The sequence below is a fragment of the Buttiauxella sp. BIGb0471 genome, from assembly GCF_024807715.1.
GTDB classification, from domain to species: domain Bacteria; phylum Pseudomonadota; class Gammaproteobacteria; order Enterobacterales; family Enterobacteriaceae; genus Buttiauxella; species Buttiauxella agrestis.
In genome coordinates, this window is sequence record NZ_JANUEU010000001.1 from 773,600 (window position 1) to 787,930 (window position 14,331).

The window sequence follows — 14,331 nt, forward strand, 5'->3', positions numbered from 1 at the left end:
TTTACACTAGCTGAAGCGATTTTGCCCTGATGGTACGGATTGCCGCCTCACGAGAAGAAAACAGAGCCGGTAACGTCGACCACCTGCCCAAAGCGACGGCAGCCACTTTTTGAGGAACTGTTATGAATCCTAATTTGTTACGCGTAACAAAACGCATCGTTGAACGCTCTCGTGAGACCCGTGAAACTTATCTGGCGAGAATTGAAAAAGCGAAGAGTAAAACCGTACATCGTTCAGAGCTTGCCTGTGGAAATTTAGCCCACGGCTTTGCGGCCTGTCAGCCAGAAGATAAAGCTGCGCTGAAAAGTATGCTGCGTAACAACATTGCGATCATCACCTCCTATAACGACATGCTTTCCGCGCACCAGCCGTATGAATACTATCCCGATCAAATTCGTAAAGCGCTGCATTCGGTTGGCGCGGTAGGGCAAGTTGCAGGCGGAGTTCCCGCTATGTGCGACGGCGTGACCCAGGGGCAGGATGGCATGGAACTGTCATTGCTCAGCCGCGAAATTATTGCGATGTCTACCGCAATCGGCCTGTCTCATAACATGTTCGATGGCGCGTTGTACCTCGGCGTTTGCGATAAAATCGTCCCAGGTTTAACCATGGCAGCATTGTCATTTGGCCATCTCCCGGCGGTATTTGTGCCATCAGGCCCAATGGCCAGTGGTTTACCCAATAAAGAAAAAGTGCGTATTCGCCAGCTGTATGCCGAAGGCAAAGTTGACCGCCTCGCATTGCTGGAATCAGAAGCGGCGTCTTATCACGCGCCGGGTACCTGCACATTTTATGGCACCGCCAATACCAACCAGATGGTGGTTGAGTTTATGGGGATGCAATTGCCTGGTTCTTCATTTGTTCACCCAGATGCGCCACTGCGCCATGAATTAACCGCCGCCGCTGCACGCCAGGTCACTCGTCTGACCGGAAACGGCAACGAGTGGATGCCCATCGGCAAAATGATTGATGAGAAAGTCGTGGTCAACGGCATTGTTGCGTTGCTGGCGACAGGCGGCTCAACCAACCACACCATGCACCTGGTGGCGATGGCGCGTGCAGCGGGCATTATCATCAACTGGGATGATTTCTCCGACCTTTCAGATGTGGTGCCGTTGCTGGCGAAGTTGTATCCAAACGGCCCGGCTGACATTAACCACTTTCAGGCTGCCGGTGGTGTTCCTGTGCTGATGCGCGAATTGCTCAAAGGCGGTTTGTTGCACGAAGACGTGAACACTGTCGCGGGCTTCGGTCTGCATCATTACACCATGGAGCCATGGCTGGATAACGGCCAACTGGCCTGGCGTGAAGGTGCAACTACCGCACTCGATACTGATGTTATCGCCACCTTCGATAAGCCTTTCTCAAAACATGGCGGTACAAAAGTACTTAGCGGCAACCTGGGTCGAGCCGTGATGAAAACGTCTGCTGTCCCTGTAGAAAACCAGGTTATCGAAGCGCCAGCGGTGATTTTTGAAAGCCAGCATGACGTATTACCGGCCTTCGAAGCAGGCCTGCTTGACCGTGATTGCGTGGTAGTTGTCCGTCATCAAGGGCCAAAAGCGAACGGCATGCCAGAATTACATAAACTTATGCCGCCACTTGGGGTATTATTGGACCGCTGTTTCAAAATAGCGTTAGTCACTGATGGAAGGCTGTCGGGTGCTTCAGGTAAGGTGCCCTCTGCAATCCATGTTACCCCAGAAGCGTATGATGGTGGGCTGCTGGCAAAAGTCCGTGATGGCGATATGATTCGCGTCAACGGTCAAACGGGTGAACTGACATTGCTGGTCGATGATGCCGAGCTTGAAAAACGCACTGCATATCACCCGGATCTCAGCGCGGATCGTGTTGGTACCGGCCGTGAACTATTTAGCGCGTTACGCGAACAGTTATCTGGCGCGGAACAGGGCGCGACCTGCATTAAATTTTAAGGACCGGATGTAGCACTTGCTGCGCTGGAAACGAATTATAAAGTTGGTTGAAGAGGCTTGAGATGAAAAACTGGAAAACTACTGCGGAACAGATCCTGAAAACAGGACCGGTTGTCCCGGTTATCGTAATTAACAAACTGGAACACGCAGTACCGATGGCTAAAGCATTAGTTGCTGGCGGCGTGCGCGTTCTGGAAGTGACTCTGCGTACTCCATGTGCAATGGACGCAATTCGCGCTATCGCTAAAGAAGTACCAGAAGCGATTATTGGTGCGGGTACCGTTCTGAACCCAGAGCAACTGGCAGAAGTGACCGAAGCTGGCGCGCAGTTCGCCATCAGCCCAGGCCTGACTGAGCCATTGTTGAAAGCAGCTACCGAAGGTTCCATTCCATTGATCCCGGGTATCAGCACTGTTTCTGAACTGATGCTGGGCCTGGACTACGGCTTGAAAGAATTCAAATTCTTCCCGGCTGAAGCAAATGGCGGCACCAAAGCGCTGCAAGCTATCGCAGGCCCATTCTCTCAGGTTCGTTTCTGCCCAACTGGCGGGATCACACCGGCAAACTACCGTGACTACCTGGCGCTGAAAAGCGTTCTGTGTATCGGTGGTTCTTGGTTGGTTCCGGCTGATGCGCTGGAAGCTGGCGATTACGATCGCATCACTACTCTGGCCCGTGAAGCTGTCGAAGGCGCTAAATAAGACTTCATTCTTCGAGCCGTAGATGCGTTGGCTACGTTCACTCACCCCGGTCACATAGTTATCTATGCTCCCGGGGATTCGTTCTCTTGCCGCCTTCCTACGACTCGAATGATTTGTGTTATTAAAATCCCTGCTCAATTGAGCGGGGTTTTTTTTATCCTTTAACGATCACCGCTTTGGTTGCTGCAATAGCACGTGCAATGGCATCTTCCACGCTGGAACCCGTTGCCAGTGCAACACCCATCCTACGCTTGCCGTTAATCTCCGGTTTACCAAACAGACGTACCTGCAAACCCGCACCTACCGCAGCACCCACATTGCCGTACTGAACGTTGTCGCTGGATAATTCCGGGAGAATGACCGCAGAAGCTGCGGGACCATACTGGCGAATATCACCAATTGGCAAGCCGAGGAAAGCGCGGACATGCAATGCAAATTCTGACAAGTCCTGGGAAATCAGCGTCACCATGCCGGTATCGTGTGGGCGAGGGGAGACTTCGCTGAAAATAACTTCATCACCGCAAACGAACAACTCAACGCCAAACAGCCCGTAGCCGCCCAACGCTTTTACGACTTTCTCAGCGACTTCCTGAGCACGAGTCAAAGCAACGTCGCTCATTTTTTGTGGCTGCCAGGATTCGCGATAATCGCCATCTTCCTGACGATGGCCAACCGGGGCGCAGAAATGCACGCCATCGACGGCACTAATGGTCAACAGAGTGATTTCGAAATCAAAATTCACCACGCCTTCGACAATCACTTTGCCTTTGCCAGCTCGGCCGCCTTCTTGTGCGTAGGCCCATGCTTTGGCTAACTGATCTGCTGTGCGGATAAAACTTTGCCCTTTGCCGGAAGAACTCATTACTGGTTTAACGATGCAAGGCAGGCCGATTTCTTCAACGGCTTTTAAGAACGCCGCTTCGCTGTCGGCAAAACGGTAGCTGGAGGTGGGAAGAGTTAAATCCTCCGCGGCCAGGCGACGAATACCTTCGCGGTTCATCGTCAGTTGTGTGGCTCTGGCGCAAGGCACCACACGCTGGCCTTGCTGCTCAAGCTCAACCAGCATATCGGTGGCAATCGCTTCAATTTCGGGAACGATGAAATCAGGCATTTCTCTGGCAACCAGCTTTTTAAGCTCTGCGCCATCCAGCATATTAATGACATGGCTGCGGTGCGCGACATGCATCGCAGGCGCATCGGCGTAGCGGTCTACGGCAATCACTTCCAGCCCAAGGCGCTGACACTCAATCGCCACTTCTTTTCCTAATTCACCTGATCCTAACAACATCACACGAGTCGCCGAAGGACGAAGCGCTGTTCCCAAAATTGACATAATATGTATACCCGAACGGAGAAAAATAGACCGGCGGATTATAAACGAAAACGTTTGCGTACGCAGTTTTTTTCCCCGCTTGCGATACAGGGTTAATATCATTACACTGTTTAAATAAACAGTTAAACGGAGCTGCAAAATGGCGGTTGAAATCAAATACGTTGTGGTACGAGAGGGGCAAGAAAAAATGTCTTTTGCCAGTAAAAAAGATGCAGACGCCTATGACAAAATGCTCGATCTTGCTGAAGTCCTGGGTGAATGGCTCACACATAGCCCGGTTGCACTTGAAGAAGGGCAAGGTGATGTGCTGGCGATGTGGATGGCAGAAAATAAAGATGTGCTCTCTACAGTGCTGAGAAGCGGCAAATTGCCAGAGCTTGAAACGACGGATGCGGCTGACGAAACATCTGGCGACGAAGTGATTTCTGAGGAAGCTGCTCCTGACGATAAGGTGGCTGAGCATCCTCGCAAGCGCACCAAAGCGGCCTGAGTTCGCACGCGTCGGGCTACCGGCGCGGTTCTTTTCTCATCTTTAGCCTTATCAGACACTTCTTGACAGCCTTTCGCTTAACCTCAGATGTTAGGTTCCTAATAAAGGGTGTCTCTTATGAGCAACTGGTTACAGCAGCTTCAGTCAATGCTGGGGCAAGCTACACAATCCGTACAAAATCATACAGGCCAGAATCAATCCTCTGGTAATCCTCAGGGAAATGGTTCGCAGGGGCTAAGTAAATTACTGGTGCCGGGTGCTCTGGGTGGTTTGGCGGGTTTATTACTGGCGAGCAAATCATCGCGTAAGTTACTGACTAAATACGGCACCAGCGCCTTACTGGCAGGTGGTGGTGCGGTTGCCGGAAGCGTGTTGTGGAATAAATACAAAGACCGCGTTCGTGAAGCCCATCAGGGTGAACCACAATTCGGACAGCAACAATCTCCGGTTGATGTGCGCACGCAGCGCCTGGTCATGGCGCTGGTTTTTGCCGCTAAAAGTGACGGGCACATCGACGATAAAGAACGTCAGATTATCGATCAGCAACTGCGTGATGCAGGCATTGAAGGCCAGGGCCGCAACCTGATTCAACAGGCTATCGATCAACCGCTTGATCCTCAGCGGCTGGTGCAAGGCGTTAATAACGAAGAAGAAGCATTAGAACTTTACTTCCTTAGCTGCGCGGCAATCGACATCGACCACTTTATGGAGCGCAGTTATCTGAATGCTTTAGGCGATGCGTTAAAAATCCCGCAAGATGTACGTGAAGGTATCGAACAAGATATTAAGCAACAGAAACTCAACCTGCCGGGATAATCCCGGCATTTTCCGCAAAATCCCACGTTACGCTTGCAAGGCTGTCTGAATTTGCCACCCTTACAGGGTGTTAACTCAAAAAGAAAAATGACATGCCACCAAAAGCAAAAAAAATCCCCCACACCCTGTCTATGCACGGTGATACCCGCGTCGATAACTATTACTGGTTGCGCGACGACGAGCGTGGTGATGCGCAGGTACTTGATTACCTTCATCAGGAAAATGATTACGGTCATCAGGTGATGAGCACCCAACAGGCGTTACAGGAACGCCTGCTCAAAGAGATGATCGACCGTATCCCGCAACGAGATATCTCCGCGCCCTATACGCAAAATGGCTATCGTTATCGTCAGATTTTTGAAACCGGGAATGAATACGCGATTTATCAGCGCCAGTCTGCGGTTTCTGCCGAATGGGATGAGTGGAGTACGCTGGTTGATGGCAATCGCCGTGCTGCCCACAGCGAATTTTACACCATGGGTGGAATGAGCATTACACCCGACAATACGGTGATGGCGCTGGCGGAGGATTTCCTGTCCCGCCGCCAGTATGGTTTGCGTTTCCGCAATCTTGAAACCGGGAACTGGTACCCGGAGGTGCTGGAAAACGTCTCCAGCAGTTTTGTCTGGGCTAATGACTCCGCAACGCTTTACTACGTGCGAAAACATCCCAAAACGCTGTTGCCGTATCAGGTCTGGCGGCACACCGTGGGGCATCCATCTTCTGAGGACCAATTGGTTTATGAAGAAAAAGACGAGATGTTTTATGTCAGCGTTCATAAAACCACCTCGAAGCATTTCATCCTCATATATCTGGGAAGCGCCACGACCAGTGAAGTGCTGCTGTTAGATGCCGAGCTGGTGGATGCGCAGCCTTTAAGTTTTGCCCCGCGCCGCAAAGATCATGAGTACACGCTTGATCACTTCCAACATAACTTCTATTTGCGCTCCAATCGCGAGGGTAAAAACTTTGGTTTGTATCGCAGTAAAGTGCGCGATGAAAGTCAGTGGGAAGTGCTGATCCCGCCGCGTGAAAACGTCATGCTGGAAGGGTTCACATTATTTACCGACTGGCTGGTGGTTGAGGAGCGCCAACAAGGGCTGACCAGCCTGCGGCAAATCAACCGCAAAACGCGTGAAGTGACCGGTATTGCTTTTGACGACCCAGCTTACGTGACCTGGCTTGGGCATAATCCCGAGCCGGAATCTTCACGGCTACGCTACGGTTATTCGTCAATGACAATGCCTGATACCCTGTTTGAACTCGATATGGATACCGGCGAACGGCGGGTAATAAAACAGACCGAAGTCGCAGGGTTTGAGTCCAGCCGTTACAAAAGCGAACATTTGTGGGTAACGGTGCGTGATGGCGTGCAGGTGCCGGTCTCCCTGGTTTACCATCGCGAACATTTCCAGCGCGGTAAAAACCCGTTGCTGGTTTACGGCTATGGTTCATACGGCAGCAGTATGGACGCTGATTTCAGTAGCAGTCGTCTGAGCCTGTTAGATCGCGGCTTTGTGTTTGCGATCGCCCATGTGCGCGGTGGCGGTGAACTGGGTCAACAGTGGTACGAAGATGGCAAGTACCTGAAAAAAATGAACACCTTCAACGATTATCTCGACGTCTGTGATGCGTTATTGAAGTTGGGATATGGCGATGAAAACTTGCTCTATTCGATGGGAGGAAGCGCAGGTGGCCTGTTAGTCGGCGCGGCAATCAATATGCGCCCTGAGTTGTTCCATGGCGTTGTGGCGCAGGTGCCATTTGTCGATGTGCTCACTACCATGTTGGACGAGTCGATTCCTTTGACTACCGGGGAGTTTGAAGAGTGGGGGAATCCTCAGGATGCGGAATATTATCACTACATCAAACAATACAGCCCTTACGATCAAATCACCGCTCAAGCCTATCCGCATATGTTAGTCACCACCGGTTTGCATGATTCGCAGGTGCAATACTGGGAGCCTGCAAAATGGGTGGCGAAGCTGCGCGAAATGCGCACCGATGATAATTTGCTGTTGTTATGTACCGATATGGACTCGGGGCATGGCGGGAAATCGGGGCGATTTAAATCTTACGAAGGTGTTGCGTTGGAATATGCGTTCCTGATTGCCCTGGCGCAGGGGACGCTGCCAGGGTAACGGTGTTTAGTTTTCGAGATAATGTTTGAGCGTCATTCTGAGGTCCGGGGCTAATTCTTTGATGTTATTTAACATCCAGCGTAAATAGCCCGGATCTTGCTCGGCGATTTCTGAAATCGGTTTGCCACGATACTTGCCAAACGCCATGGTGGAAACCAATGCCGGGCGGCCAGTAATCGTCACCATCTGCTCAGGCTCCCAGCCTGATTCATCCATAATCCGCAGCAGTAACGCGGCGGTTATGTAGCAATCAAACAGTGCCCGGTGATGATAAAGTCCGGCCGGGGTTTCCACTTCAAGTTTGAGTGATTTGTATAAACCCATGTTGCTGTATTTAATTCCCGGCCATAAGCGGCGCGCGAGTTTCACGGTACAAATCCACTCGCTATTGGGCAATTCAGGCAACATTCGCTGGTCGAAACTGGCGTTATGCGCAACGTAATAGGGGCTGCCGTAGTAACGGGGGATCACATCTTCAATCCACGGTTTATCCGCCACCATATCTTCAGTAATTCTATGGATTGCCATGGCCTGATGGCTGATCGGGCGATCCGGACGCACCAGATCGCTCATCGGATTCACTATCTCGCCGTTGACGATATCGACGGATGCTACTTCTACCACGCCGCCCTGCAAGCCACAGGTTTCCGTATCAATAATGCGCAGCATACTGACTCCATCACATCTTTGCTGATTTCATTAATACGCTAGCGTAATGGAATGATTTCTCCATGCCAACCTTTTGCGTCACGACGACCGACAGCTAACAACTCGCCATGGTCGGCACGAACCACTAATTCGCCGCGATCGTCCCAACATGCGCTACGCCCGGCTGAACGATATTTCCCATCCGACCAGGCATGATTTGCCAGTAATACCGGCAAATTGTACTTATGCGCCCAACGCTGCAAATACATTTCGTCTTGTTGGTAGCTGATTTCGTTGATGAATTTTCCGGTGGCATAAAGACTCGCCCCCATTTCAGCTGCACTGCGCGGCCAGGTTTCTTCATCACTGCCGGTGCTAAAGCCCATCGCCACACTACGGTTATGTAAGCCGACTAAGGGTGTGTGTTGTCCGGGCAGGTCCATATCGTTGCTGGTAGGTTTACAACATGCAACGCGGGAACCATCGGGCAAAAAACCAACCGAACCAGCCGTAACGCCTTTTTCGCATTGCAAAGGTAAACCCACCACAATGGTCATTTGGTGTTCTACGGCTGCATTTTGCAAAGGGTTAAGGCGTTCATCAGTAAAGGGAAGGGAGCAAGCGTGGTGATTTTCTATATTGAATCCGGTGAGAGAAAGCTCTGGGAAAATCAGAAGGTCAATTTGTTCGCGTACAGCACACCGGATAAATTCTAAATGATGTGAGATATTCGAGTCGAGGTCATCGAGGGTGGCGCCATACTGCGCCGCTGCAACATTCCAGACAGGCATACGTTCTTCCTTAATCAATCTACCCAACGGCCATCATCCTATGGCCTAAACAGGTAATTCCTGTGTTTCTCAGTCTTTTACCGAGAAAAATCTTAACACCATTTTTGTCAGGAAGTTTAAGGCAGCGGATTTTTATTTCACTTTAGGTTCGTATGGAAGTCGTGACAGATTAACGGAAGCCAGACGGTGTGCAATCAAACGTTCCCGGAACCAATCTCGCAAATGCGCCGGCTGTTCGCGCTCAACAACTTCGGCAATAACTGGCATGTTGTAACGCTCTTTAAAGGCAACGCCTGCAGCAGCAAGATCAACATTGATCTTATCCATTTCGTCCTGGGGTAATTCAGCAAGATTGTGGTTCATATCGGCCTCCTGTTTTGTGCCGCAAAGGTACTGGTTGCTGCCGTGGATGACAACCCTTTACGGCAATATTCAATCATTGATAGCTGTTCTCATCTCGACTTAGCCAGCACTCAAGGTTATCCTTTTGCCGTCTCGAATAAGAAAAAGGAATAGTTGATATGGCTTTCACTCGAACTCGTCTCTTAACCATCGCTACATTGTTTACCGCCCTCACAGCTTCCGGCTCTGCCTTGGCACACGCGCATTTAAAACATCAATATCCTGCGGCAGATGCTGCGGTAACGGCTTCACCACAGGCAATTACCCTTAATTTCTCTGAAGGTGTTGAGGCGAATTTTAGCGGACTCACGTTGACCGGGCCACAGCAAGCTGCGGTAAAAACGGGCACTGCGAAGCGCAATGAAAAAGATGAGAAGCAGCTGATTGTTCCTGTTGAAGAAGCTCTGAAGCCGGGTGACTATCAGGTCGACTGGCATGTCGTGTCGGTCGATGGGCATAAGACAAAAGGGAATTACCACTTCTCGGTGAAATAAACCGAATGTTGCCCTCTCTTTATATCGCGCTGCGATTCATTCATTTCACCGCCTTAATGGTACTGCTGGGCAGTACCATTTCATGCTCATTATTAGCCCCTAAGGCATTCAAACCGGTTCTCATTCGCAGGCTGAAATGGCTGTGGCAATCCGCTGTATGGATGACAATGCTGAGCGCCGTAATGTTGTTATGTGCGCAGGCGGGAATGATGGGAAGCGGTTGGCCAGATGCGATTAATCCGCAAGTCTGGCTGGCAGTTCTTGGCACGCGCTTTGGCTCCGTCTGGTTATGGCAGATCCTACTCGGCGTGGTGACGGTTGCGGTGCTGTTACTCAAACCACGTACCCTGCAGGCCATGTTACTTATTCTTGCGGCAGCGCAACTTATTTTACTGGCGGGCGTCGGCCATGCGGCGATGCGCGAAGGTTTCGTCGGCGGCTTGCAACGTCTGAATCATGCGGTGCATTTACTGAGCGCGGGCTGGTGGGCTGGTGGTTTATTGCCGCTGCTGATGTGTATGCGTATGGCGAAAAAGCCGCGCTGGCGAGGTGAGGCGATCACCGCGATGATGCGTTTTTCTCGTTACGGGCATTTAGCGGTTGCAGCGGTATTGCTCAGTGGTGTCGTCAACAGCCTGATGATTTTAGGTTGGTCGTTGCCACTGGATAGCGACTATGTGCGCTTCTTGCTGATGAAAGTTGTCTTTGTTGCCGTGATGGTTATCATCGCCCTATATAACCGCTATTTTTTGGTACCGCGCTTTAATCGCGCTCCGGCGGCAACAAAACGGTTTATTCAATTAACCTGGTTGGAAGTCATTTTATCCGTGGCGGTGATCCTTGCGGTTAGCATTTTCGCAACCTGGGAACCGTACTGATCGCGTTATTAGCTCAAGAGAGAATCATGAAAAAAAGTATTTTGACTTTGCTGATGCTGGCTTGCACTAGCAGTGCTTTTGCAGCACCACAAATTATCACCGTTAGCCGTTTTGAAATAGGTAAAGATAACTGGGCGTTTAACCGTGAAGAGGTGATGCTCAGTTGCCGTCCGGGGCATGCCTTGTTTGCAATCAACCCAAGTACATTAATGCAATACCCGCTAAATGACATTGCGCAACAGCAAGTTACCAGCGGTAAAACCACCGGCCAGCCGATTTCAGTGATTCAAATTGACGACCCTAAACAACCAGGGCAAAAAAAGAGTCTTGCACCATTTATTGAACGCGCCGAAAAATTGTGTAACTAAGCCTGCTTAACCTCATCATCTATAATAAAAAACCGCAATATCCGGAACCCGGTTATTGCGGTTTTAATCTAAAATGTCACCTGTAACACAGTTTTTTTCCGAACACTTTTGCGCCGGACTGGAAAAGCTGCGCCGGTAATCTATTCTTAGAAGGCAAGGCGAAGTCTGCCTGCATTAATGCCAACTTTTAGCGCACGGCTCTCTCCCAAGAGCCATTTCCCTGGACCGAATATAGGAATCGTATTCGGTCTTTTTTTATCTGTCATTTAAAACAACCGCTTAGCGGTGTTTACCCAAGAAAGACCAAAACTTCACTTTCAGTCTCCTGGGTTTTTCGTAACAGACCCATAACAACATAAACTGCTTTTCCCGCGAATCCAAACACTTTTCGGTCATTTTTTTGGGTGATAACCGGAGATTTTTAGGTGAAAGCCTTCTCGATATTTTCCAAATATCTAATTTTCTAGCCAATATCATTCTTTAACATATGGAACTGGCCTGGAAAGTTTACTGCGGCATCAGCGTTACTGCTGAGCCGAGTTATCTTGTGTATTCAGTAAGCGATTTTCTTGCTCGAGGAGATTTTCAGACATGGGTTGCTGGACACTTCCGCCAGAAGGGGAGACTGGAGACATAAACCACTTATTATATAATTTATCGAATCGCCCGGAGGTAAATATCGCTTTTATATCTTCATTGATAATATCTTTCATATTATATGCATCTTTTGCGACAACCAGTCCGTAGGATAATGTTTCACCAAAACCTTCGGGATTCATTTGATACTTTTCTCTGTCTGGAATATCAACCAGTTTCCCACGAATGATAATATCATCAGTAACAAATGCCGTAATATGGTCATCGGCAAGTAAACTAAATCCTTCGCTAAAGTCTCTGACTAATTTAACGGAAATAGAGTAATTAAATTGTTGGTTCATTTTTGCCAGCATGATTGCGGATGTCCCACCACTAATGACGCCTACAGTATGTCCTGCCAACATTTCTTTATTACTAATGTTATTTTCTTTTTTAGTCAGGTAATTCATTTTGGTATAAAGCCAGGGGGTAGAAAAACTCACTAATTTGTCACGTTGCCCGGTGTTAGCGGCAACGGCACAAAGGATATCCGCCTGGTTGTTCGCTATAACTTGAAAACGGGCGGCAGTAGCGACTTTCACCCACGTGACATTAATATTCGTTTTGTAACGCTGCTTTAGGTTTTCGACTACATCCAGGCAGATATCTATCGCCATGCCAGCGGGTTTTCCATTTGACAGCCATGAAATAGGTTTGGTGTTATCAACCCATGCGAGCCTGATATTATGAGTGTTAAGTATTTTATCCAGCACCGGGTCGGCAATAGCATTTTCACTAAATAGCACTATGCCTGCCAACAAAAAAGCACCAATCGATTTACAATAAGTCAAATGACTAAACAAAAGAAAACCTCCATTAATTAAAATGGCTAAAAATGAATGATTTTATAGAGAATTAGAAATGGCTGTCGATACTATAATGTTTTTGATGTTTGATTCCTAATAATAGTCGTACAGGTATTATCCATTTTTACTATTTGCCGTGTAATTTTCTGGACTGTCATCAACGCTTTTAATCCATCGCAATTCTGTGCGAAGCACTAGGGCTCGCAAAGAGATAGAGATCACATTAATTAGCATCCTTACTATCCTCTCTGTACAATCACGCCGGTTCAAAATGAACCACTATTAAAATAAACCTGCAAAGACGAAATTATGACCACAACTCAAACAGAAGCACATCGCCGGGAAAATTCTCTCGCCTATGTAGTGCGTAGTCCACGGCTCCTGGCACGTGAATCCCTCGCGGGGATAGTCACCGCTCTGGCACTGGTGCCGGAGATCATTTCATTTTCGGTGATTGCCGGTGTTGACCCAAAAGTTAGCCTGGTCGCCTCCATCGTATTGTGTATTTCGATGTCATTCCTCGGAGGCCGCCCCGCGATGGTGACAGCCGCTGCGGGTTCAGTCGCGTTAGTGATCGGGCCAATGGTGCATCAGCATGGGGTCGAATATATTTTTCCTGCCGTGCTGATGGCCGGCCTAATACAGATTTTGTTTGGGGTCACTGGCCTTGCACGCATGATGCGTTATATCCCGCTTTCAGTGATGACAGGCTTTGTGAATGCCCTAGGTATTCTGATTTTCTTCGCTCAGATGCCGCACATTTGGGGGGATGAACCGCTTGTCTGGGGGCTGTTTGCGCTCACATTGATCATCGTGCTGTTCCTCCCGCGCGTGTTTAAAATGGTTCCTTCTCCGCTGGTGGCCATTCTGGTGATTACCGCCTTGTGTATCGGGATGGGGTTCTCCGTGCCAACGGTGGGGGAATCCGGGCCGATGGCTGCTGGCTTGCCTGGTTTAACCGAGCTTTTAGTGCCGCTCAATCTCGACACTTTGCGGATTATCTGGCCGTGCGCCTTAAGCATCGCTTTTGTCGGCTTAATGGAGTCTTTGCTGACGGCCAAACTGGTCGATGAACTGACCGATACCCCTTCGAGCAAGCGTCGTGAATGCTGGGGATTAGGCGTATCGAATATTTTTGCAGGCTTCTATGGTGGCATTGCGGGTTGCGCGATGATTGGCCAGACCATGGTTAACGTGGAACTGGGGAAAGGGCGCACACGAGTTTCAACCCTGGCAGCGGGACTGGTCTTGCTGTTGTTGGTCACAGGGCTAAGTGAGCTGATGGCGAAGATCCCGATGGTGGTTTTGGCTGGCATCATGGTGATTGTTGCCGTCAAAACACTTAACTGGCACAGCGTTAAACCTGCCACATTAAAAAGGATACCGCTCCCGGAAACGCTGGTGATGGTAACGACTGTCGCCGTGACAGTTGCAACTGGAAACCTGGCTTTGGGTGTGGTGGGTGGTGTTATTTTTGCCATGATTTTGTTTGCTCGCCGTATCGCTCATGTGGTGCGTGCAGATAGAACGTTGTCAGATGACGGACATTCTGTCCGTTATACAGTGACCGGCCCGCTGTTTTTTGCCAGCAGCAACGATTTGTTTGAACATTTTCGTTATGCAGACGACCCACAAAAAGTGATTATTGATTTATCTCAGGCGCAAATTTGGGATGTCTCTACCGTCGCGGTACTGGATGCAATCGAAACGCGCTATCAACGCTATGAAAGCAAAGTGGATATTGTTGGTCTGGACTTACGCAGTAGCGATTTCCACGCACGATTGAGCGGAAAAATCTGACGCTATGAGTATTAGATGACAAAAGTGTGAATCTGCCGTTACTTTTATCATGAAGGGACTGCTAGATTAGTGTTAGTCCCAGAGTGAAACGGA

General features: G+C 49.5%; 14 protein-coding genes. 9 read left to right on the top strand and 5 right to left on the bottom strand.

Annotated features, from left to right (window positions below; genetic code table 11):
• The first annotated feature begins 122 nt into the window (after positions 1-122).
• A complete protein-coding gene (gene edd, locus M2371_RS03630) occupies positions 123-1,934 on the top strand; it encodes a phosphogluconate dehydratase (protein ID WP_259266907.1) in 1,812 nt (603 codons plus the stop codon).
• 62 nt (positions 1,935-1,996) lie between these two features.
• The gene (locus M2371_RS03635) at positions 1,997-2,635 is read left to right on the top strand and encodes a bifunctional 4-hydroxy-2-oxoglutarate aldolase/2-dehydro-3-deoxy-phosphogluconate aldolase (RefSeq protein ID WP_034455128.1); all 639 of its coding nucleotides are present in this window, start codon (positions 1,997-1,999) and stop codon (positions 2,633-2,635) included.
• Positions 2,636-2,789: 154 nt separating this feature from the next.
• On the opposite strand, the gene purT is transcribed toward M2371_RS03635, so the two are convergent.
• Positions 2,790-3,968, bottom strand: coding sequence for a formate-dependent phosphoribosylglycinamide formyltransferase (purT, locus tag M2371_RS03640; protein WP_259266908.1), 1,179 nt, complete (start codon positions 3,966-3,968; stop codon positions 2,790-2,792).
• Between the two features lie 139 nt (positions 3,969-4,107).
• On the opposite strand from purT, the gene M2371_RS03645 reads away from it, so the two are divergent.
• From M2371_RS03645 to ptrB, 3 genes are all read left to right on the top strand, one after another.
• Positions 4,108-4,458 carry a YebG family protein gene (locus tag M2371_RS03645; protein ID WP_172893894.1) on the top strand — a complete coding sequence of 117 codons (351 nt, stop codon included), beginning with the start codon at positions 4,108-4,110 and terminating at the stop codon, positions 4,456-4,458.
• Positions 4,459-4,575: 117 nt separating this feature from the next.
• Positions 4,576-5,274 (top strand): tellurite resistance TerB family protein, encoded by a 699-nt coding sequence (locus tag M2371_RS03650; protein ID WP_172893895.1) that lies wholly within the window; start codon positions 4,576-4,578, stop codon positions 5,272-5,274.
• Between the two features lie 92 nt (positions 5,275-5,366).
• Entirely contained in the window at positions 5,367-7,415 is a 2,049-nt protein-coding gene (ptrB, locus tag M2371_RS03655) for an oligopeptidase B (RefSeq protein WP_259266909.1), read from the top strand.
• Between the two features lie 6 nt (positions 7,416-7,421).
• Here the strand turns inward: ptrB and exoX are convergent, their stop codons facing one another.
• The 3 genes from exoX to M2371_RS03670 form a co-directional block, all read right to left on the bottom strand.
• Positions 7,422-8,084 (bottom strand): exodeoxyribonuclease X, encoded by a 663-nt coding sequence (exoX, locus tag M2371_RS03660; RefSeq protein WP_259266910.1) that lies wholly within the window; start codon positions 8,082-8,084, stop codon positions 7,422-7,424.
• 38 nt (positions 8,085-8,122) lie between these two features.
• The gene (locus tag M2371_RS03665; RefSeq protein ID WP_172893897.1) at positions 8,123-8,854 is read right to left on the bottom strand and encodes a carbon-nitrogen hydrolase family protein; all 732 of its coding nucleotides are present in this window, start codon (positions 8,852-8,854) and stop codon (positions 8,123-8,125) included.
• A gap of 132 nt (positions 8,855-8,986) precedes the next feature.
• A complete protein-coding gene (locus tag M2371_RS03670) occupies positions 8,987-9,217 on the bottom strand; it encodes a DNA polymerase III subunit theta (RefSeq protein WP_034495983.1) in 231 nt (76 codons plus the stop codon).
• A gap of 158 nt (positions 9,218-9,375) precedes the next feature.
• Between M2371_RS03670 and yobA the strand changes: the two genes are divergently transcribed.
• From yobA to M2371_RS03685, 3 genes are read left to right on the top strand one after another with little or no spacing between them, the layout of a single operon-like run.
• Positions 9,376-9,750 carry a CopC domain-containing protein YobA gene (gene yobA / locus M2371_RS03675; RefSeq protein ID WP_034495982.1) on the top strand — a complete coding sequence of 125 codons (375 nt, stop codon included), beginning with the start codon at positions 9,376-9,378 and terminating at the stop codon, positions 9,748-9,750.
• A 5-nt stretch (positions 9,751-9,755) separates the two neighbouring features.
• Complete coding sequence (gene copD, locus M2371_RS03680) at positions 9,756-10,628, top strand: copper homeostasis membrane protein CopD (RefSeq protein ID WP_259266911.1); 873 nt, start codon at positions 9,756-9,758, stop codon at positions 10,626-10,628.
• A 26-nt stretch (positions 10,629-10,654) separates the two neighbouring features.
• On the top strand, positions 10,655-10,996 hold the full coding sequence (locus M2371_RS03685) for a YebY family protein (RefSeq protein ID WP_259266912.1): 342 nt from the start codon (positions 10,655-10,657) through the stop codon (positions 10,994-10,996).
• 524 nt (positions 10,997-11,520) lie between these two features.
• On the opposite strand, the gene M2371_RS03690 is transcribed toward M2371_RS03685, so the two are convergent.
• The gene (locus M2371_RS03690; protein WP_259266913.1) at positions 11,521-12,435 is read right to left on the bottom strand and encodes a transporter substrate-binding domain-containing protein; all 915 of its coding nucleotides are present in this window, start codon (positions 12,433-12,435) and stop codon (positions 11,521-11,523) included.
• Between the two features lie 312 nt (positions 12,436-12,747).
• Between M2371_RS03690 and M2371_RS03695 the strand changes: the two genes are divergently transcribed.
• Positions 12,748-14,238: a SulP family inorganic anion transporter gene (locus tag M2371_RS03695; protein ID WP_259266914.1), complete on the top strand. Its 1,491-nt coding sequence runs from the start codon at positions 12,748-12,750 to the stop codon at positions 14,236-14,238.
• Positions 14,239-14,331 lie beyond the last annotated feature (93 nt).

Bases quoted from the DNA above. Each gene is read 5' to 3' on its own strand.
- M2371_RS03645 (WP_172893894.1), top strand. From the start codon at position 4,108: ATGGCGGTTGAAATCAAATACGTTGTGGTACGAGAGGGGCAAGAAAAA.
- edd (WP_259266907.1), top strand. From the start codon at position 123: ATGAATCCTAATTTGTTACGCGTAACAAAACGCATCGTTGAACGCTCT.
- M2371_RS03650 (WP_172893895.1), top strand. From the start codon at position 4,576: ATGAGCAACTGGTTACAGCAGCTTCAGTCAATGCTGGGGCAAGCTACA.
- ptrB (WP_259266909.1), top strand. From the start codon at position 5,367: ATGCCACCAAAAGCAAAAAAAATCCCCCACACCCTGTCTATGCACGGT.
- purT (WP_259266908.1), bottom strand. From the start codon at position 3,968: ATGTCAATTTTGGGAACAGCGCTTCGTCCTTCGGCGACTCGTGTGATG.
- M2371_RS03635 (WP_034455128.1), top strand. From the start codon at position 1,997: ATGAAAAACTGGAAAACTACTGCGGAACAGATCCTGAAAACAGGACCG.
- yobA (WP_034495982.1), top strand. From the start codon at position 9,376: ATGGCTTTCACTCGAACTCGTCTCTTAACCATCGCTACATTGTTTACC.
- M2371_RS03670 (WP_034495983.1), bottom strand. From the start codon at position 9,217: ATGAACCACAATCTTGCTGAATTACCCCAGGACGAAATGGATAAGATC.
- M2371_RS03685 (WP_259266912.1), top strand. From the start codon at position 10,655: ATGAAAAAAAGTATTTTGACTTTGCTGATGCTGGCTTGCACTAGCAGT.
- M2371_RS03695 (WP_259266914.1), top strand. From the start codon at position 12,748: ATGACCACAACTCAAACAGAAGCACATCGCCGGGAAAATTCTCTCGCC.
- copD (WP_259266911.1), top strand. From the start codon at position 9,756: ATGTTGCCCTCTCTTTATATCGCGCTGCGATTCATTCATTTCACCGCC.
- exoX (WP_259266910.1), bottom strand. From the start codon at position 8,084: ATGCTGCGCATTATTGATACGGAAACCTGTGGCTTGCAGGGCGGCGTG.
- M2371_RS03665 (WP_172893897.1), bottom strand. From the start codon at position 8,854: ATGCCTGTCTGGAATGTTGCAGCGGCGCAGTATGGCGCCACCCTCGAT.